Origin of the sequence: Pseudomonas taiwanensis DSM 21245 (assembly GCF_000425785.1) — a bacterium.
Taxonomy (GTDB): Bacteria; Pseudomonadota; Gammaproteobacteria; order Pseudomonadales; family Pseudomonadaceae; genus Aquipseudomonas; species Aquipseudomonas taiwanensis.
On record NZ_KE384452.1, the window covers coordinates 132,216 to 153,938 of the forward strand.

Annotated in this window: 24 protein-coding genes and 2 tRNA genes; 11 read left to right on the forward strand and 15 right to left on the reverse strand. The window is 61.3% G+C overall.

Going from position 1 to position 21,723, the window contains the following annotated elements:
• Positions 1–325 precede the first annotated feature (325 nt).
• On the forward strand, positions 326–1,105 hold the full coding sequence (locus H620_RS0124010) for an IS5 family transposase (RefSeq protein WP_027908177.1): 780 nt from the start codon (positions 326–328) through the stop codon (positions 1,103–1,105).
• Between the two features lie 197 nt (positions 1,106–1,302).
• Here the strand turns inward: H620_RS0124010 and ahpF are convergent, their stop codons facing one another.
• From ahpF to H620_RS0124050, 8 genes are all read right to left on the reverse strand, one after another.
• Positions 1,303–2,865 carry an alkyl hydroperoxide reductase subunit F gene (ahpF, locus tag H620_RS0124015; protein WP_023381266.1) on the reverse strand — a complete coding sequence of 521 codons (1,563 nt, stop codon included), beginning with the start codon at positions 2,863–2,865 and terminating at the stop codon, positions 1,303–1,305.
• A gap of 199 nt (positions 2,866–3,064) precedes the next feature.
• Positions 3,065–3,628 carry an alkyl hydroperoxide reductase subunit C gene (gene ahpC, locus H620_RS0124020; protein WP_023381267.1) on the reverse strand — a complete coding sequence of 188 codons (564 nt, stop codon included), beginning with the start codon at positions 3,626–3,628 and terminating at the stop codon, positions 3,065–3,067.
• A 257-nt stretch (positions 3,629–3,885) separates the two neighbouring features.
• Positions 3,886–5,241 (reverse strand): glutathione-disulfide reductase, encoded by a 1,356-nt coding sequence (gene gorA, locus H620_RS0124025; protein ID WP_027908178.1) that lies wholly within the window; start codon positions 5,239–5,241, stop codon positions 3,886–3,888.
• A gap of 97 nt (positions 5,242–5,338) precedes the next feature.
• Entirely contained in the window at positions 5,339–6,178 is an 840-nt protein-coding gene (gene galU, locus H620_RS0124030; RefSeq protein ID WP_023381269.1) for a UTP--glucose-1-phosphate uridylyltransferase GalU, read from the reverse strand.
• 49 nt (positions 6,179–6,227) lie between these two features.
• Positions 6,228–7,589 carry a UDP-glucose dehydrogenase family protein gene (locus H620_RS0124035; protein WP_023381270.1) on the reverse strand — a complete coding sequence of 454 codons (1,362 nt, stop codon included), beginning with the start codon at positions 7,587–7,589 and terminating at the stop codon, positions 6,228–6,230.
• 89 nt (positions 7,590–7,678) lie between these two features.
• Entirely contained in the window at positions 7,679–8,593 is a 915-nt protein-coding gene (locus tag H620_RS0124040) for a c-type cytochrome (RefSeq protein WP_023381271.1), read from the reverse strand.
• Entirely contained in the window at positions 8,590–9,240 is a 651-nt protein-coding gene (locus H620_RS0124045) for a c-type cytochrome (protein WP_023381272.1), read from the reverse strand. Before H620_RS0124045 ends, H620_RS0124040 begins: the two co-directional genes overlap by 4 nt.
• 145 nt (positions 9,241–9,385) lie before the next feature.
• Entirely contained in the window at positions 9,386–9,745 is a 360-nt protein-coding gene (locus H620_RS0124050) for a hypothetical protein (RefSeq protein WP_023381273.1), read from the reverse strand.
• Positions 9,746–9,906: 161 nt separating this feature from the next.
• Between H620_RS0124050 and H620_RS0124055 the strand changes: the two genes are divergently transcribed.
• From H620_RS0124055 to csrA, 8 genes are all read left to right on the forward strand, one after another.
• Positions 9,907–10,209, forward strand: coding sequence for a DUF1883 domain-containing protein (locus H620_RS0124055; RefSeq protein ID WP_023381274.1), 303 nt, complete (start codon positions 9,907–9,909; stop codon positions 10,207–10,209).
• A 7-nt stretch (positions 10,210–10,216) separates the two neighbouring features.
• Entirely contained in the window at positions 10,217–10,387 is a 171-nt protein-coding gene (locus H620_RS27250) for a hypothetical protein (RefSeq protein WP_023381275.1), read from the forward strand.
• 43 nt (positions 10,388–10,430) lie between these two features.
• The gene (locus tag H620_RS0124065) at positions 10,431–11,504 is read left to right on the forward strand and encodes an NAD(P)H-dependent flavin oxidoreductase (RefSeq protein WP_023381276.1); all 1,074 of its coding nucleotides are present in this window, start codon (positions 10,431–10,433) and stop codon (positions 11,502–11,504) included.
• Between the two features lie 86 nt (positions 11,505–11,590).
• Positions 11,591–12,349, forward strand: a complete 759-nt coding sequence (gene modA, locus H620_RS0124070; protein WP_023381277.1) for a molybdate ABC transporter substrate-binding protein — start codon at positions 11,591–11,593, stop codon at positions 12,347–12,349.
• On the forward strand, positions 12,349–13,029 hold the full coding sequence (modB, locus tag H620_RS0124075) for a molybdate ABC transporter permease subunit (RefSeq protein ID WP_023381278.1): 681 nt from the start codon (positions 12,349–12,351) through the stop codon (positions 13,027–13,029). Before modA ends, modB begins: the two co-directional genes overlap by 1 nt.
• Position 13,030: 1 nt before the next feature.
• On the forward strand, positions 13,031–14,122 hold the full coding sequence (modC, locus tag H620_RS0124080; RefSeq protein WP_023381279.1) for a molybdenum ABC transporter ATP-binding protein: 1,092 nt from the start codon (positions 13,031–13,033) through the stop codon (positions 14,120–14,122).
• A gap of 57 nt (positions 14,123–14,179) precedes the next feature.
• A complete protein-coding gene (locus H620_RS0124085) occupies positions 14,180–15,202 on the forward strand; it encodes a DNA topoisomerase IB (RefSeq protein ID WP_027908179.1) in 1,023 nt (340 codons plus the stop codon).
• A 253-nt stretch (positions 15,203–15,455) separates the two neighbouring features.
• On the forward strand, positions 15,456–15,653 hold the full coding sequence (gene csrA / locus H620_RS0124090; RefSeq protein ID WP_023381281.1) for a carbon storage regulator CsrA: 198 nt from the start codon (positions 15,456–15,458) through the stop codon (positions 15,651–15,653).
• A 54-nt stretch (positions 15,654–15,707) separates the two neighbouring features.
• Here csrA and H620_RS0124095 read toward each other — a convergent pair whose 3' ends face one another.
• The 4 genes from H620_RS0124095 to H620_RS0124110 all read right to left on the reverse strand — a co-directional run bounded on the left by H620_RS0124095 (position 15,708) and on the right by H620_RS0124110 (position 19,047).
• A complete protein-coding gene (locus H620_RS0124095) occupies positions 15,708–16,061 on the reverse strand; it encodes a response regulator (RefSeq protein WP_023381282.1) in 354 nt (117 codons plus the stop codon).
• A gap of 3 nt (positions 16,062–16,064) precedes the next feature.
• On the reverse strand, positions 16,065–17,510 hold the full coding sequence (locus H620_RS0124100) for an ATPase domain-containing protein (protein WP_023381283.1): 1,446 nt from the start codon (positions 17,508–17,510) through the stop codon (positions 16,065–16,067).
• A 5-nt stretch (positions 17,511–17,515) separates the two neighbouring features.
• Positions 17,516–18,676 (reverse strand): two-component system sensor histidine kinase NtrB, encoded by a 1,161-nt coding sequence (locus tag H620_RS0124105; RefSeq protein ID WP_023381284.1) that lies wholly within the window; start codon positions 18,674–18,676, stop codon positions 17,516–17,518.
• Between the two features lie 80 nt (positions 18,677–18,756).
• A complete protein-coding gene (locus tag H620_RS0124110; protein ID WP_023381285.1) occupies positions 18,757–19,047 on the reverse strand; it encodes a hypothetical protein in 291 nt (96 codons plus the stop codon).
• 201 nt (positions 19,048–19,248) lie between these two features.
• On the opposite strand from H620_RS0124110, the gene H620_RS0124115 reads away from it, so the two are divergent.
• Together H620_RS0124115 and H620_RS0124120 are read left to right on the forward strand one after the other, a co-directional pair.
• Positions 19,249–19,333, forward strand: a tRNA-Leu gene (locus H620_RS0124115).
• Positions 19,334–19,435: 102 nt separating this feature from the next.
• Positions 19,436–19,849, forward strand: coding sequence for a DoxX family protein (locus tag H620_RS0124120; protein WP_023381286.1), 414 nt, complete (start codon positions 19,436–19,438; stop codon positions 19,847–19,849).
• A 1-nt stretch (position 19,850) separates the two neighbouring features.
• Here H620_RS0124120 and H620_RS0124125 read toward each other — a convergent pair whose 3' ends face one another.
• From H620_RS0124125 to sohB, 3 genes are all read right to left on the reverse strand, one after another.
• On the reverse strand, positions 19,851–20,045 hold the full coding sequence (locus tag H620_RS0124125) for a hypothetical protein (protein ID WP_023381287.1): 195 nt from the start codon (positions 20,043–20,045) through the stop codon (positions 19,851–19,853).
• Positions 20,046–20,324: 279 nt separating this feature from the next.
• Positions 20,325–20,398, reverse strand: a tRNA-Cys gene (locus tag H620_RS0124130).
• A gap of 154 nt (positions 20,399–20,552) precedes the next feature.
• Positions 20,553–21,572, reverse strand: a complete 1,020-nt coding sequence (gene sohB / locus H620_RS0124140) for a protease SohB (RefSeq protein WP_023381288.1) — start codon at positions 21,570–21,572, stop codon at positions 20,553–20,555.
• Positions 21,573–21,723: the final 151 nt, after the last annotated feature.

The following is a 21,723-nucleotide window of genomic DNA, read 5'->3' on the forward strand; positions in this document are numbered from 1 at the left end:
TCTCGCAAACGCTCCCAGTCTAGTGCGGTTCTGTTGAGCATCGAGCCTCCATGTACGAATGTTAATTGCCTCGAGTGCAGGAAGCACCAGGCCGAAAACTGCCGAAAACCCACCCGGCCGGTCAACTATAGTGGTGTTGTCATCTCAGTTGATATAAACAAAGTGTTTAAATGGGTGCGGAGGTGATGAATGATTGTTCATTTTTTAGAGCACGTAGGGTTTCGATGCATTGCTTGACCTTTCTGCAGCTATGCCCTAAGGAAATTCTGAAAAGACTTCCTGATTTGGCAAAATCTCCGGATACCCGTTGCCGAGCTATTCGATGATGAAACAGGTGTCCTTCGCCGACGCCGAGTACGCCGGCAAGCGCAAGCAGACCCGCAAGGCATCGTTCCTGATCGAGATGGATCAGGTGGTGCCCTGGAAGGGTTTGATTGCGCTGATCGAGCCCCATTATCCAAAGGGTGAAGGTGGTCGTCCGGCCTACCCATCGATGGCGATGCTGCGCGTACATCTGATGCAGAACTGGTTCGGCTACAGCGATCCGGCGATGGAAGAGGCGTTGTATGAAACCACCATTCTGCGCCAGTTTTCTGGTCTGAGTCTTAAGCGAATCCCGGACGAAACCACCATTCTCAATTTCCGACGCTTGCTGGAAAAGCACGACCTGGCGGCCGGGATTCTCGGTGTAATCAATGGCTATCTGGGCGACCGGGGCCTGTCGTTGCGCCAGGGCACCATCGTCGATGCCACCCTGATTCATGCCCCCAGTACGACCAAGAACAAGGACGGCAAGCGCGATCCCGCGATGCACCAGACGAAGAATCAGTATTACTTCGGTGCCAAAGCCCATATCGGTGTCGATGACGAGTCGGGGCTGGTGCACAGCGTGGTTGTCACGGCAGCCAATGTTGCGGACGTCACGCAAGTCGGCAAACTGCTGCACGGTGAGGAAACCGTGGTCTGCGCTGATGCGGGTTACACTGGGGCCGAGAAGCGCGAAGAGCACGCGGGACGCGAGGTCATTTGGCAAATTGCAGCGCTGTCGAACCTGTGGATGGCACGCCGACATTTGTTGGCGAACGCAGGAGAGGTGCGCGTGTAATACAGGAATGGCGGCTGCACAGTGGCTTGCTGAGGCCGATGGGCCTGAAAAATCAAAGAGGACTGATCAAATCCTGACGTGCGTCGCTTTTTGACGTGCTGACCGCTCGATAGCCGGAAAATATCCGGCTATTTCAGACCCTTCATAGGGCTTACGCAAACCTGTAGTCGGCTTGCCGGCGATGGGTCGTTACAGGCTTACGCCGGCGCAGACGTACGGATCAAGTGATCGAAAGCCGCCAGTGAGGCCTTGGCGCCCTCACCTACTGCGATGACGATCTGCTTGTACGGCACTGTGGTCACGTCACCGGCAGCGAAGACGCCGGGGATGTTGGTCGCGCCCTTGGCATCGACGATGATCTCGCCACGCGGCGACAGCTCGACGGTACCCTTGAGCCAGTCAGTGTTCGGCAGCAGGCCGATCTGCACGAAGATGCCTTCCAGCGCCAGCTCGTGCGACTCATCGGTTGTGCGGTCCTTGTAACGCAGGCCGGTGACCTTCTCGCCATTGCCCAGCACCTCGGTGGTCAGGGCACTGGTGATGACCTTGACGTTCGGCAGGCTGTGCAGCTTGCGCTGCAGCACGGCGTCGGCACGCAGCTGGCTGTCGAATTCGATCAGCGTTACCTGGGCGACGATACCCGCAAGGTCGATGGCCGCTTCAACACCCGAGTTGCCGCCACCGATCACCGCCACGCGCTTGCCCTTGAACAGCGGGCCGTCGCAGTGCGGGCAGTAGGCCACGCCACGGGCGCGGTACTCCTGCTCGCCCGGCACATTCATTTCGCGCCAGCGGGCGCCGGTGGCCAGGATCACGGTCTTGGCCTTGAGCGAGGCGCCGCCTGCCAGGCGTACTTCGTGCAGACCGCTATCGGTGGCCGGAATCAACGCTTCACCGCGCTGCAGGTTCATGATGTCGACGTCGTACTGCTTGACGTGCTCTTCCAGCGCCGTGGCCAGTTTCGGCCCCTCGGTTTCCTGTACCGAGATGAAGTTCTCGATGGCCAGGGTATCGAGCACCTGACCGCCGAAACGCTCGGCGGCGACACCGGTACGGATGCCTTTGCGGGCGGCATAAATCGCTGCCGAGGCGCCAGCGGGGCCACCGCCGACCACCAGCACGTCGAACGCGTCCTTGGCGTTGATCTTCTCGGCCTGGCGGGCACCGGCATTGGTGTCGATCTTGCCGAGAATCTCTTCCAGGCCCATACGGCCCTGGCCAAACACTTCGCCGTTCAGGTAAATGCTAGGCACCGCCATGATCTTGCGGGCTTCGACTTCATCCTGGAACAGCGCACCGTCGATGGCCACGTGGCGCACGTTCGGGTTGAGTACCGCCATCAAGTTCAGCGCCTGGACCACGTCCGGGCAGTTCTGGCACGACAGCGAGAAGTAGGTTTCGAAAGTGAACTCGCCTTCAAGCGCCTGGATCTGCTCGATCACTTCGGCGCTGGCCTTGGATGGGTGGCCACCGACTTGCAGCAGCGCCAACACCAGCGAGGTGAATTCATGGCCCATTGGGATGCCGGCGAAGCGCAGGCTGATATCGGCACCCGGGCGGTTGAGCGAGAACGAGGGACGACGGGCGTCATCACCATCCGCGCGCAGGGTAATGAGGTTCGACAGGCCGGCAATTTCCACCAGCAGGTCGTGCAATTCGCGGGACTTCGCGCCGTCGTCGAGGGAAGCAACGATCTCGATCGGCTGGGTGACCCGCTCCAGGTAGGTTTTCAGTTGCGATTTAAGCGTGGCGTCCAACATACGGGCGATTCCTTTTTCAAACTTCGGATACAAAAACGCCCAGGCGATGGCGCCCGGGCGTTTGACGGGGCAGTGAGAACTTCAGCTATGGCGGCTGCTCACCGCCCGCGACGGGTGCATGAACCTTTATCCGTTCGAGAAGTGCCAAGCCTGTTTTCGACGCAGCATGGTCGTCGCGCTGGCACTCATCGGGCGAACATTAGATCTTGCCGACCAGGTCCAGGGATGGCGCCAGGGTCGCTTCGCCTTCTTTCCACTTGGCCGGGCAGACTTCGCCTGGGTGGGCAGCCACGTATTGAGCAGCCTTGACCTTGCGCAGCAGTTCGCTGGCGTCGCGACCTACACCACCGTCGTTGATTTCGACGATCTTGATCTGGCCTTCCGGGTTGATCACGAAGGTACCGCGATCAGCCAGGCCAGCTTCTTCGATCAGCACATCGAAGTTGCGGGAGATGACGTGGGTCGGGTCACCGATCAGCGGGTACTTGATCTTGCCGATGGTTTCCGAAGTGTCGTGCCAGGCTTTGTGGGTGAAGTGGGTGTCGGTGGACACGCCGTAGATTTCCACGCCGAGTTTCTTGAACTCTTCGTAGTTGTCAGCAAGGTCACCCAGTTCGGTCGGGCAAACGAAGGTGAAGTCGGCCGGGTAGAAGAACACGACAGACCACTTGCCTTTCAGGTCGGCTTCGCTGACCTGAACGAATTCGCCGTTGTGGAAAGCGGTGGCATTGAACGGTTTGACCTGGCTGTTGATGATAGGCATGAGAGACGCTCCTTCATGGGTTGGAATCAGTTGACGGAGAGAATCCTAACCGCTCATCCCCATAAAGGCTCATTGGCAAAGCTCATGCTTGCGATTGGTTTTGGCTATAACCGAGGTTTATTAATAGAAGGGATTGCGCTGAGCAAAGGATTGCGCGATACGCCGCGTGGGCCGTGGGAGCAGGTTCACCGCGAGCACCGGCAAAGCCGGTGCCCAACACTGCGTCGAAGGCTGCGTGGGGAACCCGCTCTAACACGTCAGCGCGTGGCGGTACGCAAGGTCACGAACTCTTCGGCCGCCGTCGGGTGCACGCCGATAGTCTCGTCGAATTGCTGCTTGGTAGCCCCGGCCTTGAGCGCAATACCCAGGCCCTGGATGATCTCGCCTGCATCCGGCCCGACCATGTGGCACCCCAGCACTTTGTCGGTCTCGGCGTCCACCACCAGCTTCATCAGGGTTTTTTCCTGGATGTCGGTCAGGGTCAGCTTCATCGCCCGGAAGCGGCTCTCGAAGATTTGCACCTTGTGCCCGGCCGCCAGGGCCTGTTCCTCGGTAAGGCCCACCGTACCAATCGGCGGCTGGCTGAACACTGCGGTAGGAATGTTCTGGTAATCCACTGGGCGATACTGCTCAGGCTTGAACAACCGCCTGGCCACGGCCATGCCTTCGGCCAATGCTACCGGGGTCAGCTGGACGCGGCCGATCACATCGCCAATCGCCAACACCGAGGGTTCGGTGGTCTGGTACTGCTCGTCAACCCGGATGTAGCCACGTGGATCCAGCTCCACACCGGTATTCTCCAAGCCCAGGTTGTCCAGCATCGGGCGACGTCCGGTGGCATAGAACACGCAGTCGGTGAGCAGCTCGCGACCATCCTTGAGCGTGGCCTTGAGGCTGCCATCCTCCAGCTTGTCGATGCGCTGGATGTCGGCATTGAACTGCAGGTTCAAGCCGCGCTTTTCCAGCTCCTCCTTGAGGTGGGTCCGCACCGATCCATCGAAGCCCCGCAGGAACAGATCGCCCCGGTACAGCAGCGTGGTATCGGCGCCAAGGCCCTGGAAGATCCCGGCAAATTCGACCGCGATGTAGCCGCCGCCAACCACCAGAACGCGGCGCGGCAGGTCCTTGAGGTAGAAGGCCTCGTTGGAAGTGATGGCCAGCTCCTTGCCCGGAATGTCCGGCACCTGCGGCCAGCCGCCCGTGGCAATGAGGATGTGCTCGGCGCTGTAGCGCTGGCCTTCCACTTCCACCTCGTGGGCACCGGTCATGCGCGCATGCCCTTGCAACAGGTTCACGCCACTGTTGACCAGCAGATTGCGGTAGATGCCGTTGAGCCGCTCGATTTCACGGTTCTTGTTGGCGATCAGCGTGCCCCAGTCGAAATGGCCTTCTTCCAGCGTCCAGCCGAAGCCGGCAGCCTGTTCCAACTCATCGGCCACGTGGGCGCCATACACCAGCAGTTTTTTCGGCACACAGCCGACGTTGACACACGTACCGCCCAGATAGCGGCTCTCGGCCACCGCCACTTTCGCGCCGAAGCCCGCAGCGAAACGCGCGGCACGCACACCGCCGGAACCGGCGCCAATCACGAACAGATCAAAATCGTAGGCCATGTATTCAGTCTCCTTGGCTGGCGTCCAGCATACCCCCGTTGGCCGCCGCAAACAAAAAAGCCACCCCGGAGGGTGGCTTCTGGACCTGCCAGGCTTATCAGTAAGCCTTGCCAGTCTTGTAGTAGTTCTCGAAGCAGAAGTTGGTCGCGTCGATGTAGCCTTCGGCGCCACCGCAGTCGAAACGCTTGCCCTTGAACTTGTACGCAATCACGCAGCCATTCTGCGCCTGCTGCATCAGGGCGTCGGTGATCTGAATCTCGCCACCTTTGCCAGGCTCGGTGTTGGCGATGATGTCGAAGATGTCCGGCGTCAGGATGTAGCGACCGATGATTGCCAGGTTCGACGGCGCGTCTTCGGGCTTGGGCTTCTCGACCATGTTGGTGACACGGAAGATGTCGTCGCGAATCATGTCACCAGCGATGACACCGTACTTGTTGGTTTCCTGCGGATCGACTTCCTGGATGGCGACGATCGAGCAACGGAACTGGTTGTACAGCTTGACCATCTGGGTCAGAACGCCGTCACCTTCCGGGTTGACGCACAGGTCGTCGGCCAGCACCACGGCGAACGGCTCGTCGCCGATCAGCGGACGGCCGGTGAGAATCGCATGGCCCAGGCCCTTCATCTCGGTCTGACGGGTGTAGGAGAACGAGCACTCATCCAGCAGGCGACGGATACCGACCAGGTACTTTTCCTTGTCGGTGCCCTTGATCTGGTTTTCCAGCTCGTAGCTGATGTCGAAGTGGTCTTCCAGGGCGCGCTTGCCACGGCCAGTGACGATGGAGATCTCGGTCAGGCCGGCGTCCAGGGCCTCCTCGACGCCATACTGGATCAGTGGCTTGTTGACCACCGGCAGCATTTCCTTGGGCATGGCTTTTGTAGCAGGCAGGAAGCGGGTGCCGTAGCCGGCGGCCGGGAACAAGCATTTTTTGATCATATACGTCCTTAAACAAAGGCAAGGCCTGTTGGAATTCGGCGCAGTCTAATCAGGCGGCAGTCACCTTACAATGCCCCGCCTGTGGCCGACCGATGCCATGATAGAGATAACCCAGTGTAGATAGTTCCAGCGGATCGTAAATATTACGCCCATCGAACACTACCGGCATGCGCATCAAGCCCCGTACGCGGGGGAAGTCCGGCTGTCGGAACTGCTTCCATTCGGTCACCAGAACCAGCGCATCCGCCCCTTCGACACAGGCGTACGGGTCATCGTGCAGACGTAACTGGCCGCTGGCTACGGCCCACGGGTAGCGCTCGGCAACCGCCGACAGCGCTACCGGATCGCAGGCCTGGACCCGCGTGCCCGAGGCCAGCAGGGCATCCAGCAACACCAGGCTTGGGGCTTCGCGCAAATCGTCGGTGCCTGGTTTGAATGCCATCCCCCAAAGCGCTACCACCCGCCCTCGCAGGAAGCCACCGAAGTGCTGGTGCAACGCACTGTACAGCAGGGTTTTCTGCTGTTCGTTGCGGGCCTGCACCGCCTGAAGGATTGCGCACGGGTAACCTTGCTGCTCGGCGGTATGAATCAGCGCACGCACATCCTTGGGGAAGCATGAGCCGCCGTAGCCGCAACCCGCGTAGATGAAATGGCTGCCGATGCGCCGGTCGCTGCCGATGCCACGGCGTACCTGTTCGATGTCCACGCCCAGGCAGGCGCACAGGCCGGCCAGTTCGTTAACGAACGAGATCTTGGTCGCCAGGAACGCATTGGCTGCGTACTTGGTGAGCTCGGCGGCGCGCGGCGTCATTATCAATATGCGCTCATGGTTGCGCACGAACGGCGCGTACAGGCGCTGCAACAACTGGCGGGCGGCCTCACTGTCACTGCCGATGACGATACGGTCCGGGCGCATGAAGTCGTCCAGGGCGCTGCCCTCCTTGAGAAACTCCGGATTGCTGGCCACCTCGACGGCAAAGCCCGCACGACGCTCACGCAAACCCAGCGCAATCTGCGCGGCCACACGCTCGGCAGTGCCCACTGGCACCGTCGACTTGTTCACCACCAGGCAAGGGCATCGCAGGTGCCGACCCAGGCTGTCCGCCACTGCCATGACATGCTGCAGGTCAGCCGAGCCGTCCTCCTGGCTAGGCGTGCCGACCGCGATGAACACCACGTCGGCCCGGGCCAAGGCCTGCTGCCAGTCGTCGCTGAAACTCAACTGGCCGCGGCTCAGGCCGCTCTTGAGCAGCACCTCCAGACCGGGCTCGTGAATGGGGCAATGTCCCTGGCGCAACTGCGCCAAGCGCTGCTGGTCGCGTTCCAGGCACACCACCCGGTTACCCATCTCGGCAAAACAGGCCGCCGTCACCAGGCCCACATACCCCGCTCCGATCACACAAAGCTCCATGGCCGCGCTCCTTCGACATGCACGCAGCCATTGCTACCTGTCGGTGGTTACAGTGCCGTGATACAGGTGTGACAGGACGGGGATGCGCCTCAGCTACCGGTGCCTTGCCCAATCAGCACACCGTCCACTTTCTGCCCATACAGGTTGACCCCGTCATTGGCGTGGAACTTGACCCGCGTCTTCTCCACCGAGCCCTCGATCAAACGTGGATCCTGTGGCCGTTCGTGCCGGTTGACCCAGGCCGCTACGTCCCAGGCCTGCTGATCGCTCAGGCTGCCGGGCTTGCCCAAGGGCATGTTGTATTTGATGAAGGAGGCCGCCGTGTTGATCCGATGCATGCCGGCACCCCAGTTGTAGGAATCCTTGCCCCAGAGCGGCGGCATGACATACTCGCCCGCCACTTTCTGGCCCTCTCCGTTATTGCCGTGGCAGATCGCGCACTGTTCGCGGTAGACCTGCTGGCCTCGGGTGAAGTCATAGCCGCCCTTGGGTTGCGGCACCTCGGGGTAACCACGCCCGGCGATCTCGACGCCGGTTGGCGCCTTGCTCGACAGCCAGTAGGAATACACCGAAAGCGCCGTCATCTGTGGGCTGTCGACCGCTGGCGGTGTACCGTTCATGCTGAACTGGAAACACCCTTGGATGCGTTCGGCATAGGTGTTGACCTTGTCGTTTTTCTTGCGATATGCCGGATACATCGGGTAAGCGCCCCACATTGGCGCAGAGTGGGCCAGGCGACCCTGATCGAGGTGGCAGTTGCTGCAGTTCATGCCATTGCCCACGGCTTCGGGCATCAGCCTGCGGGTATCGACGAACAGTGCATGCCCCTCGCGCACCATCTTGCCGAAGGCGTTGTCCGGCAGCGTGCTTTCCAGAGGCGGGACGAACTGTGGCGAGGACTGGGCGTCGGGCACCTTCAGCTGCGACTGGTCTTCCATGGCAACGGGGGCGGCGTGGGCGTTGCACATGACCAACAGCAACGCGATTGGCATCAATGGTCTCATGGCTTGACCTCCTGGCGAGCTGGACGGGCGAAGAACTCAGCGATAGCCGTGACCTCGTCATCGGTCATGGCCTTGGCCACACCGACCATCAGCTGGTTGGGGTCATTGCTGCGACTGCCGTCGCGCCAGGCGTTGAGTTGCGCGGCCAGATAACCGGCCGGCTGCCCAGCCAGGGGCGGGAAATGTTGGCCAACCCCACTGCCCCCAGGGCCATGGCACTGCACGCAACCGGGGATCTGCCGACTCCAGTCACCGTAAAGCGCCAGCCGGGTAACGCTGTCGTTGGCGATCCGCTGGCGGCGCAGATCGGGGGCGGGGTCGCCGGACCGCTTGGCCAGGTAAGTGCTGACCGCCTCGATCTCGGCCTCGGTCAACGCTTTGGCCAGGGGCTCCATGACCGACTGTTTGCGGCTGCCAGCGCGCCAGTCATGCAGTTGCTTGCTCAGATAACCGGCGGGCAACCCAGCCAGACGCGGGAACCCTGCGGCGGCAATGCCCTTGCCGTCTGCGCCATGACAGCCTAGGCAGGCCATGGCGGCGGGGTTGGCCCCACCCTGGGTGAAGACTTTCTGGCCATCGGCGGCATGCGCCGCGGGCCAGGCCAGGATCAGCAGGCCGCCGATCACGACTCGACTCAACGGGGTCATCACGAATCTCCATTTCTTTTGTTATAAGCTTAGGCATAAAAAACATAAGCAAATGGATACTAGCCCCGCAGGGAAAGTCGCAACAACGCCCAGGCCGACCAGAGGATGGCAATTAGCCTTCTAACCGCGCTTTACTTGAGCCAGGTCAACTGCCCGAGATGCATTGCGTCGCCGCCGTGCGCACATCACCCAGGCGCAATGGGAAGTTGTTAAGGCGCTCGTGCAGTTTGATGCTGCTGCCGCTACCACGCTTGTCGATATCGACCAACGCCGCCGGGCCGACACCGGCCGACAGCTTCTGCGGCACGATCAGGCGCAGGCCGTCGCTGCGCGACTCCTCCACCAAGGGGTCTCGGCTATCTGCAAGCTTGTGCTTGACGCAATCGGCGTACTCACGCGGCGTCTTGCCAGAAATGACATCCAACGTTTCGTGAGACTGCTCCAGTTCCGTCACACTGACACAACCACCGAGGGTCAAGGTCAACGCCGCCACCAACCACTTCATTTACTGCACCTCTGCCGTCAGGAACCGCGTTGGACAACAGCCAGGCGGTTTTGCTCCCTGCTTTGGCAGATTTATCTGCAGCCCGACCATCGAGCACGGCAGCGCCGCCCGCCATCGTGGTATTGTTCGCGTTTGCAGAATTACACCTTGCGGGGCCCCCCATGAAATTCATTCACCAGCGCGAGCACCTCAACGAAGACGACATCGTGGTCATCGAGTGTTCCCAGCGCTGCAATATTCGCCTGATGAACGACGCCAATTTCCGCAGTTTCAAGAACGGCGGCCGCCACACCTACCATGGTGGCCACTTCGAGCGTTTCCCGGCCAAGATCACCGTACCCAGCACCGGTTTCTGGAATATCACCCTCGATACCGTGACCTCACGCCCGATCTCGGTGACGCGCAAGCCGACCTTCACTCACAAGATCAAGATCATTCGCCGCTCGTCGTCGAAACTCGGATAAGGCTGCCATGACCCAGACCATCAAATACGTCATCAAGTACAAGCTCGACGGCCAGCGCCGCTGGGACTTCGCCCTGATGCCCGACAACTCCCAGGAGCAAGCCCTGGAAGCCCTGCGCAAGATCCATGGTGACGACGCAGACAAGATCAGCGACATTCAAGTCAGCAAGGCACTCTGAGGCCTGAACCCAGCCCCCATCGCACACTCGCAAGGAGAGCCCCATGAGCCACTGGCCCGACCGTCGTATCCTCGATCTGCTGGGCATCCGGTTGCCCATCCTCCAGGCACCGATGGCCGGGGCTTCAGGCTCGGCCATGGCGATCGCGGTGGGCAAGGCCGGTGGTTTGGGTGCCCTGCCCTGTGCCATGCTCACCGAGGAGCAGCTACGGCGTGAGATCGAGACGTTTCGCGCAGCCTGCCAGGGCCCGTTGAACCTCAATTTCTTCTGCCACCAACCACCGGTGCCAGATGCGCAGCAGGCCGCTCGCTGGAAGCAGGCGCTCAAGCCCTATTACGACGAACTGGGCGTCGACTTCGAGGCACCGACCCCCGTGTCAAACCGTGCCCCGTTCGATGAACAGAGCTGCAAGCTGATCGAGCAGTTGCACCCCGAGGTGGTCAGCTTCCACTTCGGCTTGCCAGCGCCCGAGCTGCTGCAACGGGTCAAGGCCAGCGGTGCCAAGGTACTGTCCAGCGCCACCACTGTCGAAGAAGCGGTATGGCTGCAGGCCCATGGTTGCGATGCGATCATTGCCATGGGCTATGAAGCAGGCGGCCATCGCGGCATGTTCCTGACCGACGACATCAACAGTCAGATCGGCACCTTCGCCCTGGTACCGCAGATCGCCGATGCGGTGCAGGTACCCGTGATCGCCGCCGGCGGCATCGGTGATCACCGTGGCCTGGTCGCTGCACTGGCCCTGGGTGCGTCCGCCGTACAGATCGGCACCGCCTACCTGTTCAGCCCTGAAGCCAAGGTTTCCCCGGCCCATCGTCATGCCCTGGACAACGCGCCGGCCAGCGACACCGCGCTGACCAACCTGTTCACCGGGCGCCCTGCCCGAGGCATCAACAACCGCATCATGCGCGAGCTGGGCGCCATGAGCGAACTGGCCCCACGCTTCCCCCTGGCAGGCGGTGCGCTGATGCCGTTGCGGGCAGTCAGCGACCCACGAGGCGCCAGCGACTTCAGCAACCTGTGGTCAGGGCAGGCCTTGCGGCTGGGCAGGCCGATGCCGGCCGAGCAGTTGACCCGCGAGATCGCCGAGAAGGCACTGGCGCTGATTACCCGCTGAATCCCCCAACACGCCGGCCTCTTCCACGCGAACAGTTTATCGCTATATAGTTCAGGCTATAACGATAACCCTCTGGAGCCGTCTTCATGCGTATCCGCCTGTCCCACCTGGCTGTCACCGCCCTGGCCAGCCTGGTCTCACTCAACAGTGCCTGGGCCGATGAGGTCCAGGTGGCGGTGGCAGCCAACTTCACCGCGCCTATCCAGGCCATCGCCAAAGACTTCGAGAAGGACACCGGGCACAAGCTGGTCGCCGCCTACGGGGCGACTGGCCAGTTCTACGCCCAGATCAAGAACGGCGCACCTTTCGACGTGTTTCTGTCGGCCGACGACAGCACACCGGCCAAACTCGAACACGAACAGGAAATCGTCCCAGGCTCGCGTTTCACCTACGCCGTGGGCACTCTGGCACTGTGGTCGGCCAAGGAAGGCTACGTGGACGCCGAGGGTGAAGTGCTGAAGAAGAACGACTTCAAGCACCTGTCCATCGCCAACCCCAAGACCGCGCCTTATGGCCTGGCCGCCACACAGGTGCTGGACAGGCTGGGGCTCAAAGAAGCCACCCAGAGCAAGATCGTCGAGGGCCAGAACATCACCCAGGCCTTCCAGTTCGTCTCCACCGGCAACGCCGAACTGGGTTTCGTCGCGCTGTCGCAAATCTACAAGGACGGCAAGGTGAGCAACGGTTCGGCGTGGATCGTACCGTCCAACCTGCACGCCCCGATCCGTCAGGACGCGGTGATTCTCAAAAAAGGCAAGGACAACGCAGCCGCCAAGGCGCTGGTCGCGTACCTGAAGGGCCCGAAGGCAGCAGCAGTGATCAAGTCCTACGGATATGAAATCTGATGCCACTGGACGCCAGTGACCTGGGTGCCCTCTGGCTGACCGTCAAACTGGCCAGCCTGACCACCTTGATTCTGCTGATCCTAGGCACCCCCATCGCCTGGTGGCTGGCGCGCACGAGCTCGTGGCTGCGCGGGCCGGTAGGCGCCGTGGTGGCACTGCCCCTGGTATTGCCACCCACGGTCATTGGCTTCTACCTGCTGATTGCCCTCGGTCCGCACGGCTGGGTCGGCCAGGCTACTCAGGCGCTTGGCCTGGGCAGCGTGGTGTTCAGCTTCAGCGGGCTGGTCATCGGCTCGGTGGTGTACTCCATGCCGTTCGTGGTGCAGCCGTTGCAGAACGCCTTCAGCGCCATAGGCCAGCGCCCGCTGGAAGTGGCCGCCACTCTGCGTGCCAGCCCTTGGGACACCTTCGTGCACGTTGTGCTGCCGCTGGCACGCCCTGGCTTCGTCACCGCCACTATCCTCGGCTTCGCCCATACCGTCGGCGAGTTTGGCGTGGTGCTGATGATCGGCGGCAATATTCCGGACAAGACCCGCGTGGTCTCCGTTCAGATCTTCGATCACGTCGAAGCCATGGCCTATTCGCAAGCGCACTGGCTGGCCGGGACCATGCTGGTGTTCTCTTTCCTCGTGCTGCTCTTGCTGTACGCCGGGCGCCGCAGCAAAGCGGGCTGGAGCTGACATGAGCACGACGATCGTGGCGCGCCTCGAGCTGGCCCGCGAGGACTTCACCCTGGATGTCGACCTGCACCTGCCGGGGCGCGGGATCAGTGCACTGTTTGGCCACTCCGGGTCTGGCAAGACGTCGTGTCTACGCTGCCTGGCGGGCCTGGAGCGCGCCGCCAGCGCCTACATCGAGGTCAATGGCGAGATCTGGGAAGACAGCGCTCGCGGCTTTTTCCAGCCTCCCCACCTGCGCCCGGTGGGCTACGTGTTCCAAGAAGCGAGCCTGTTCCCGCACTTGTCGGTGCGCGGCAACCTGGAATTCGGCTGGCGCCGGGTGCCCGCGGGCGAACGCAAGGTCGGCCTGGAGCAAGCGTGCCAGTTGCTGGGCATCGGCCCTTTGCTTGCGCGCAAGCCAGCCACCTTGTCGGGTGGCGAGGCGCAACGAGTCGGCATTGCACGCGCCTTGCTCAGCAGCCCGCGCCTGTTACTGATGGACGAGCCGCTGGCGGCCTTGGACGGGCCTCGCAAGCGTGAGATCCTGCCGTATCTTGAGCGCCTGCACGATGAACTGGACATTCCCCTTGTGTATGTCAGCCATGCTCAGGACGAAGTGGCACGGCTGGCGGACCACCTGGTACTCCTGGAGCAAGGCAAGGCAGTCGCCAGTGGCCCGATTGGCGAAACCCTCGCCCGCTTGGACTTACCGTTGGCGCAGGGCGAAGAGGCCGGGGTGGTCTTCGAAGGCCGGGTGGTCGGTCACGACGCGCATTACGATCTGCTCGACCTGCGCCTGCCCGGCAGCGATGGCCCTGTGCTGCGCATCGCGCATCCGCCCCACGCACTGGGCAGCACGCTGCGGGTCAAAGTTCAGGCCCGTGATGTGAGCCTCGCGCTTGGCGCAGACAGCACGTCCAGCATCCTTAACCGGCTGGCGGTGCGCGTGCGCGAATGTCGCCCTGCAGACAACCCTGCGCACGTGCTGGTGAGCCTCGATGCTGGCGACAACGCCTTGCTGGCGCGCATCACCCGGTTTTCTGCCGACCAACTCGACCTGCATCCAGGTCAGGCGTTGATTGCCCAGATCAAATCGGTAGCACTGTTGGGCTGAGCATCCGTCGCACGCCTGCTGTCCATTGGTCATAGCACTGATCGAGGCCTGCCAGCGATGCTCGACCACCCCCTGCCCGCGACCTTGCACTACGTCGACGACACCCAACCAGGACTGACCAGGCGCAAATGGCGTGGTCGGTTCATCTACCTGGACCCAGAGGGCCAGCGGGTGCGCGATGGCGAGACGCTCGCGCGGATCGCCGCCCTGGCCATCCCCCCCGCCTATACCGATGTGTGGATATGCCTGGACCCACAGGGCCATCTGCAGGCCACTGGCCGCGACGTCCGTGGCCGCAAGCAGTACCGCTACCACACTCAATGGCGCGAGCTGCGCGACCAGCACAAGTTCGGGCGCATGCTGGCCTTCGCCAGGGCCCTGCCCAAGCTGCGCAAGCATATCGACAGCCACTTGGCGCGCCCGGGGCTGGATCGAGAGAAAATCATCGCCTTGGTGGTGAGCCTGCTCGACAGCACCCTGATTCGCATCGGCAACCCACAGTACCTGCGCGATAACAAGTCGTATGGCCTGACCACCCTGCGCAATCGCCACGTCACCGTCGAAGGGAGCACCATACGCTTCCAGTTCCGCGGCAAGCGCGGCGTCGAGCATGATGTGACCCTGCGCGACCGACGCCTGGCGAACCTGCTCAAGCGCTGTATCGAGCTGCCTGGGCAGACACTGTTCCAGTACCTGGATGAGCAAGGCCAGCGCCGCAGCATCGGCTCAAGCGATATCAACCAGTTCCTCCAGCAATTGACCGGCGCCGACTTCACCGCCAAGGACTATCGCACCTGGGCCGGTAGCAGCCTTGCCCTGAGCCTGCTCAGGCCTCTGGCCTGGGAGCCGGAAAGCGAAGCCAAACGCCAGGTGGCAGCCATCGTCAGGCAGGTTGCCAGCCGGCTGGGTAACACTCCCGCGGTGTGCCGGCGCTGCTACATCCACCCGGCGGTACTGGAGCATTTCCATCTCGGGCAACTGGCTGCATTGCCCCGCAGCCGCAACCGGCAGGGACTGGAGCCTGAGGAGGTAGCCTTGCTGCTGTTCCTGCAGGCGCTGGAAAATTCGCAGGCCCATTGAGCCTTGCTATCTGGCCCATCATGCAAGGAAATTTCCCATCTGCCTCGAAGCCCCCTATTCTTGCCAGCGAGCACCTTCGCCGACGCTGCCAAAGCAGATTTCGTCGGCACCTGCGACTAAAGACACGCTACAGAATTTGTATTCCGGGGAATTACTATCCGCCGAAAGCGTCTTTAATGAGAAGGAAGAGGGACCAGCTCCCACCGCCTCGCCAAATGGCCACGCGGATATCGACACCACCAAGGAGAACTACATGCTGATACTCACCCGTAAGGTTGGCGAAAGCATCGTCATCAACGATGACATCAAAGTCACCATTCTGGGCGTTAAAGGGATGCAGGTGAGGATTGGCATCGATGCACCGAAGGATGTACAGGTTCATCGTGAAGAAATCTTCAAACGCATCCAGGCTGGCAACCCAGCACCGGAAAAACACGACGACTCGCACTGAGTCGCGTTGCCTCAAGTCGCACGGACGCGCTTGATCTGACGGCACGCGCTCGCCTCAGGTGCCCAGGAGTTCGCGCACCTTGGCGATCATTTTGTCCATGTCGAACGGTTTGTCGAACACCGCGGCGAACAGTTCCGGGCGTCCTTGGCTGGCCTGAGCGCCGCTCATGAGGATCACTGGCAGGTCGTGCAGCTGCAGTTCGTCGCGAATCGCCCGCACCAACTCCTCGCCATTGAGCACCGGCATCATGTAGTCGGTGATCACCAATTCCACGCGTTTGTCCTGAAGCGCCTCCAGGGCTTTACGGCCATTGCTTGCCTTTTCCACCAGGAAACCCTCGTCCTCCAGGGCGAAACCGAGGATATCGGCAATCAGGTACTCGTCATCGACGATCAGGATGGTGTTCATGGCCTACCCACTCGCCGGCGGCACCGGCGTGCCCGAGAGCACCCCGCACGCGCCCTCGAAGGCCTTGCGCAGAGAGACCCCCTGCGGCCCCATGCGCATCTCGTGCAGCGCGGGGTCATGATGGCTGTCGCGCACCTTGAGAATCGACAGCATACGCCGCAATTGCGAATCCAGTTCGACGAAGCGCATGAGCATGAGGTTGTCGACGATGCTCGATAGGTCCGGAGCCGGGGCGGTGATTTCCGAGCCGAATATATCGCGCATTTCCCAGGTCAGCAGGACGCTGATGTCGCGAGCACGCAGCTCTCCGGTCAAGGCCCGGAAAAAGGCGTTGAGCCGGGCCGGGTCGATGGCCAGGCGACTGAATGCCCCCAGGCTGTCGATCAGCACCCGCTTGGCCCCCAGCGCCTCCACCTGCGCGAGCAGGCGTGCGCCCACCTGGTCCAGCAACCCTTCGGTGGTGGGCTGCCAGCACAACTGCAGGGCACCGTCGCGCTCCAGCGCTGCAAAATCGTAGCCCAGCGATGCCGCCTTCAGGCGCAGCCGCTCTGGCGTCTCGTAGAAGCCGAAGTGCAGGCCCGGCGCCTGCGCACTGCTGGCGGCGAGAAACGCCAGGCCCAACGATGTCTTGCCGATCCCCGAGGGCCCCATCACCAGGCTGACCGAGCCTGAGGCCAGGCCACCATCGAGCATTTCATCCAGCGTTGGCACCCCGCTGGTCACGCGACTGAGGCTGGCAGCGCCGGTATGGCTGGGACGACTGAACAGTGACTCCAGGCGCGGATAGACATGCATCCCGGCCTCGTCGATCAGGCACTCGTGGCGCCCCGACAAGGCGCCGCTCCCTCGAGTCTTGCGTAGTTGTATATGCCGCACCGCACGGCTGCCTACCAGTTGCTCACCCAACTCGATGACACCATCGACCATGGTGTGCTCGGGGCTACCCTCATCGAGTCGGGCACTGGTCAGCAGCAGCACCGTGCAACCAGCGAACGCTGCATGCCCCTGCAATTCAGACACGAACTTCTTGGTTTCAAGCGCCGAGTCCGCCCGCGCCCGGGCATTGAGCACGCCATCGACGATCAGCAAACTGGCCTGATGCCGGCCGATCTCCTGGCGCAGCAGCCTGACCACGGCTTCGAGCCCTTCCTGCTCCAGGGTATCGAAGGCACTGACGAACTGGATCTGATCACCCACCAGAACCGGGTCGAAGAACTCGAGGGTTCCCATGTACTGGAACAGCCGTTCGTGGGACTCGCTGAGCAATGTCACTACCAGCACACGACCGCCGTTGAGTACATGCCCGCAAGCCAGCTGATTTGCCAGGATGGTCTTGCCGGCACCAGGCGGCCCCTGAATGATGTAGGAGGCCCCGGTGACCAGGCCGCCCTTGAGCAGGGCATCGAGCCCCGCGATACCCGTCACCAACCTGCTCAGAGACTGGACCATGGCGCTTACCTGTCAGTTGTAGGTTCCGCTTCGTGTTGATACACCGGCAAGTAAAGGCTCATGCATGTGCCCTGACCGGTCGCGCTTTCCACGCAGATTGCGCCGTTGCTTTGCTTGGCAAAGCCATACACCTGGCTAAGGCCAAGCCCGGTGCCCTTGCCAAACGCCTTGGTGGTGAAAAAAGGCTCGAAGATGCGCGGCAACGTCTGTGGGTCAATGCCCGCGCCAGTATCCCGGACTTCGAATCGCACGTAGCGCCCGCGCAGCCCCTCCACTTCACCGGCAAGCTCCACGGCATCCACCTCGATATTGATCTGACCCGGTCCTTCGATGGCATCGCGCGCGTTGAACAGCAAGTTGAGCAGCACCATCTGCAATTGCCCGGCGTCGACCTCGATCAACGGCAAGTCAGGTTGCAGGCGCTCGTTGAGCTCGATGTCGCTGGGCAAGGCATGCTCCAGAAGACCTCGGGTGGAGGCGATCAGTTCAGCAGGGGCAATTCGCGTGACATCCAGCTGACGGTGACGAGCGAAACTGAGCAGTTGCTGAGTCAGCTCCGTGCCGCGCTTGCCCGCGTCGAGAATATGCTCCAGCATCCGCTGGACCCGTTTCGGGTCCTGACTGACCAGCGCCATCCGGGCCGAGTTGAGAATGATGGTCAGCAGGTTGTTGAAATCATGGGCCAGGCCACCCGTCAACTGGCCCAGGGCTTCGAGCTTCTGCGCCTGGAACAGCTGGGCGCGCATGGCATCGAGCTGCAAGGCCGAGTCGCGCCGGTCGGTGATGTCCCGCGTGACCTTGGCCAGGCCGACCACTTGCCCTTGGGAGTCGCGGATCACGTCCAGCGCGGCCAGCGCCCAGAACTGGGTACCGTCCTTACGCACACGCCAGCCTTCATCCTGCGCAACGCCCTGCTCCAGCGCCTGGCGAAGCAACACATCGGGACGCCCTTGCGCACAATCCTGCTCAGTGAAGAACAACGAGAAATGCTGGCCGATCACCTCTTCGGCACGGTAACCCTTGATCCGCTCGGCACCGGCATTCCAGGACACCACGTGCCCGGTGGGGTCAAGCATATAGATGGCATAGTCGACCACCGACTGCACCAACTGCTCGTAGCGGTTGGCCGGCATGACGGGATGGTTGAAGGGGGCAGCTGAAACCATGCGGACTCCCAGGCAGCCACAGCGGGATGTTTATAGTGAATCTAGCCAAGCATGCCTGTTTCCCCTGCTGCTGTAACTACCTATTGACGATCACGCTCGACCAGTACGGGAACCAGCCGCCGAGGCATTGCGACTTTCAGCAGCCACAGGCTTACCAGCAGAATCAGGCCACCACCTGCCAGCGCCATCAGACGCTGCGCTTGGGAGTGCTGGTCGTCAAATCCCACCATCAACAGGAAACCGCCAAGGCACAACAGGCTCACATACAAAAAGCCTCCCATGAGCAGCACCTGGATGAACACTAGACGCCAGACCAGCCGAGGGCGGACGAGGCGAGCCTCATCAACAGCGGTGGGTGCGGCCCGAACCATGGCATTTCCCTCTTTGGATCCAATAATCAGGCGACAGTGGCCTAATGACATCCCTGTGTCAACGACCTGTGCGACCGACCTGTATCTTTTTGAGAGTAGGCTCTGCAGTTGACTCAACTATAACAATGGGTTATAAAGCGCGCTTGATTGTCAGGCCCTTCTGCCTAGAAGCGCGCCGGTCGCCACGACCCTTTCAAGCGTGCGAGTGTGGTGGAATTGGTATACACAGCAGACTTAAAATCTGTCGGCGTGAGCCTTGCGGGTTCGAGTCCCGCCACTCGCACCAAATTCCAGAAAAGGCGCCCTTGCGGCGCCTTTTTGCTGCCCGCCGGAAAACCCCAGCGCAACTGCTAGAGTGGAGTGTGTCACCGTCCACTGGAATGCCACCATGCGCTACACCCTGTTCGATGGTCAACGCGACCTCATCATCCTGATTGCCCGCGTGTTGCTGATGATCCTGTTCGTACTCTCTGGCTGGAGCAAACTGACCGGCTTCGAGGGTACCGTCGGTTACATGACATCACTGGGCGCCCCTGCCCCGATGCTGGCAGCGGCCATAGCGGTCATCATGGAGTTCTTTGTCGGGATCGTGCTGATCCTGGGATTCTACACCCGCCCGCTGGCCTTCCTGTTCGCCCTGTTCGTACTGGGCACGGCGCTTCTGGGGCACCCGTTCTGGAACATGGTCGACCCCGAGCGTAGTGCCAACATGACTCAGTTTCTGAAAAACCTCAGCATTGTCGGTGGAATGTTGCTGCTGGCCGTGAGCGGCCCGGGGCGCTTCTCGCTGGACGGTCGCTGATTCAATCGTCTTCGCAGTCGTCGTGCCAGGCTGGATGATCGCGCTCTTCATCGTCGAGATCATCCAGCATGTCTTGCTCGGTCTCGTCCTCGGCGCCTTGGGCATCGGCCTCAAACGCGTCGCCTTCGTCATAGAGGAATTCGTGGTCGAGCAAATGGTCGTGCTCGGGTTCGTGCAGATCGTCTTCGTCGCGCATGGGAGTTCTCGGTGCAATGGAGAGAGGACTTAACGCTGGGTTAACCGGCAGGCACCATCCTACAGGCTCTCCCTTCAATACGTTGATTGCCCGCCGCCTGGCGGGCTTTTTTTTTGATCGATGACCTTGCAACCTGCGCTTCACGAAATTCTGACAACGCGCGGGACAGACTGCAGGCTCTCCGTACGTTCTTTCAGCCCGCCTATTCGGCGGGTTTTCTTTTTTGGACGCACACAAGAAAAAACCCCGCAGATTTTCATCTGCGGGGCTTTCGAATAGTGGAGGCCGAGGTCGGAATCGAACCGGCGTAGACGGATTTGCAATCCGGAGCATAACCACTTTGCTACTCGGCCTCAAAGTTCGGATCTAGCTGCTTTCGCTTTGCTATCTCCTTGAAACACTGAACCTTTTTCAAAGTTCGCTGCGTTTCGATGGGCGCCATTATGTCTGCATTCTTTGCGCCTTGCAACCCCCTGAACAGAAAAAATATTCAAGGGGTTCAACGTGTTAGCGCAGACGGCCAAGTTTGCTCCACAACCCGACCACGGCATTCTCAACCGTGCCGCTGGCCGCCATGCCGATGCGCTCCTGCAAGCTCTTGCGCTCGGCGTAATGCACATGGAACAGGTTGGCCTCGCGAGCACACTCACTGAGGTATTCGTCGCTGGTCTGCAGCGTATCCACCAACTTGCGGTTCAACGCCGCTACGCCCAGCCACACTTCGCCGGTCGCCACTTCATCGATGTGCAACTGCGGGCGATAACGAGAGACGAAGTCCTTGAACAGCTGGTGGGTGATATCCAGGTCTTCCTGGAATTTCTCCCGGCCCTTTTCGGTGTTCTCGCCGAAGACGGTCAGGGTGCGCTTGTACTCGCCGGCGGTCAGCACCTCGAAGTCGATGTCGTGCTTCTTCAGCAGGCGATTGACGTTAGGCAGTTGCGCCACCACGCCGATCGATCCAAGTACGGCGAACGGTGCACTGACGATCTTCTCGCCAATGCAGGCCATCATGTAACCACCACTGGCCGCCACCTTGTCGATACACACGGTCAGCGGTATGCCGGCCTGACGGATACGCGCCAGTTGCGATGCCGCCAGCCCATAGCTGTGCACCAGGCCGCCGCCGCTTTCCAGACGCAGCACCACTTCATCTCGTGGCGTGGCGAGGGTCAGCAGCGCGGTGATCTCATTGCGCAAACTTTCGGTGGCCGAAGCTTTGATATCGCCATCGAAGTCGAGCACGAATACCCGACGCTTCTCTTCGGCCTTGCCCTTCTTCTGCTGTTTTTCCGCCTTGGCCTGCTGCTTGCGCAACGCCTTGAGCTGGGCCTTGTCGAGCAGACCAGCCTCCAGGCGCTCGCGCAACTCTTTGTAGAACTCGTTGAGGCGAGTGACCTGCAACTGCCCACCCGACTTGCGCCGCCCTTTGCCGCGCATGCCGGCAATGGCGGACAACACCACCAGGATGGCAATCACCAGGGTGGCGGTTTTAGCGAGAAAGCTTGCGTATTCGGCAAGAAACTCCACGTTGACTCCTTGATAGAACAGCGCCTGAACGACGCGACACTGATGCAAGCATACCGACGAGCCTAAGGCGCTGCCAGCCGGGGTAAAGGCTGGCAACATCTTTCAAACAACCTTTTCAAACGCTTGTATGTTTTTTCGTTGACAGCCTGTG

What these genes read in the sequence shown, in the direction of transcription:
- galU (WP_023381269.1), bottom strand. Translation starts at nt 6,178, where the DNA reads ATGATCAAAAAATGCTTGTTCCCGGCCGCCGGCTACGGCACCCGCTTC.
- ahpF (WP_023381266.1), bottom strand. Translation starts at nt 2,865, where the DNA reads ATGTTGGACGCCACGCTTAAATCGCAACTGAAAACCTACCTGGAGCGG.
- H620_RS27250 (WP_023381275.1), top strand. Translation starts at nt 10,217, where the DNA reads ATGACCCAGACCATCAAATACGTCATCAAGTACAAGCTCGACGGCCAG.
- H620_RS0124045 (WP_023381272.1), bottom strand. Translation starts at nt 9,240, where the DNA reads ATGACCCCGTTGAGTCGAGTCGTGATCGGCGGCCTGCTGATCCTGGCC.
- H620_RS0124105 (WP_023381284.1), bottom strand. Translation starts at nt 18,676, where the DNA reads ATGGTTTCAGCTGCCCCCTTCAACCATCCCGTCATGCCGGCCAACCGC.
- H620_RS0124095 (WP_023381282.1), bottom strand. Translation starts at nt 16,061, where the DNA reads ATGAACACCATCCTGATCGTCGATGACGAGTACCTGATTGCCGATATC.
- H620_RS0124010 (WP_027908177.1), top strand. Translation starts at nt 326, where the DNA reads ATGAAACAGGTGTCCTTCGCCGACGCCGAGTACGCCGGCAAGCGCAAG.
- H620_RS0124035 (WP_023381270.1), bottom strand. Translation starts at nt 7,589, where the DNA reads ATGGAGCTTTGTGTGATCGGAGCGGGGTATGTGGGCCTGGTGACGGCG.
- H620_RS0124125 (WP_023381287.1), bottom strand. Translation starts at nt 20,045, where the DNA reads ATGCGCGACGAAGACGATCTGCACGAACCCGAGCACGACCATTTGCTC.
- modC (WP_023381279.1), top strand. Translation starts at nt 13,031, where the DNA reads ATGAGCACGACGATCGTGGCGCGCCTCGAGCTGGCCCGCGAGGACTTC.
- H620_RS0124120 (WP_023381286.1), top strand. Translation starts at nt 19,436, where the DNA reads ATGCGCTACACCCTGTTCGATGGTCAACGCGACCTCATCATCCTGATT.
- H620_RS0124100 (WP_023381283.1), bottom strand. Translation starts at nt 17,510, where the DNA reads ATGGTCCAGTCTCTGAGCAGGTTGGTGACGGGTATCGCGGGGCTCGAT.
- H620_RS0124065 (WP_023381276.1), top strand. Translation starts at nt 10,431, where the DNA reads ATGAGCCACTGGCCCGACCGTCGTATCCTCGATCTGCTGGGCATCCGG.
- H620_RS0124050 (WP_023381273.1), bottom strand. Translation starts at nt 9,745, where the DNA reads ATGAAGTGGTTGGTGGCGGCGTTGACCTTGACCCTCGGTGGTTGTGTC.
- csrA (WP_023381281.1), top strand. Translation starts at nt 15,456, where the DNA reads ATGCTGATACTCACCCGTAAGGTTGGCGAAAGCATCGTCATCAACGAT.
- modA (WP_023381277.1), top strand. Translation starts at nt 11,591, where the DNA reads ATGCGTATCCGCCTGTCCCACCTGGCTGTCACCGCCCTGGCCAGCCTG.
- modB (WP_023381278.1), top strand. Translation starts at nt 12,349, where the DNA reads ATGCCACTGGACGCCAGTGACCTGGGTGCCCTCTGGCTGACCGTCAAA.
- H620_RS0124055 (WP_023381274.1), top strand. Translation starts at nt 9,907, where the DNA reads ATGAAATTCATTCACCAGCGCGAGCACCTCAACGAAGACGACATCGTG.
- H620_RS0124085 (WP_027908179.1), top strand. Translation starts at nt 14,180, where the DNA reads ATGCTCGACCACCCCCTGCCCGCGACCTTGCACTACGTCGACGACACC.
- H620_RS0124040 (WP_023381271.1), bottom strand. Translation starts at nt 8,593, where the DNA reads ATGAGACCATTGATGCCAATCGCGTTGCTGTTGGTCATGTGCAACGCC.
- ahpC (WP_023381267.1), bottom strand. Translation starts at nt 3,628, where the DNA reads ATGCCTATCATCAACAGCCAGGTCAAACCGTTCAATGCCACCGCTTTC.
- gorA (WP_027908178.1), bottom strand. Translation starts at nt 5,241, where the DNA reads ATGGCCTACGATTTTGATCTGTTCGTGATTGGCGCCGGTTCCGGCGGT.
- H620_RS0124110 (WP_023381285.1), bottom strand. Translation starts at nt 19,047, where the DNA reads ATGGTTCGGGCCGCACCCACCGCTGTTGATGAGGCTCGCCTCGTCCGC.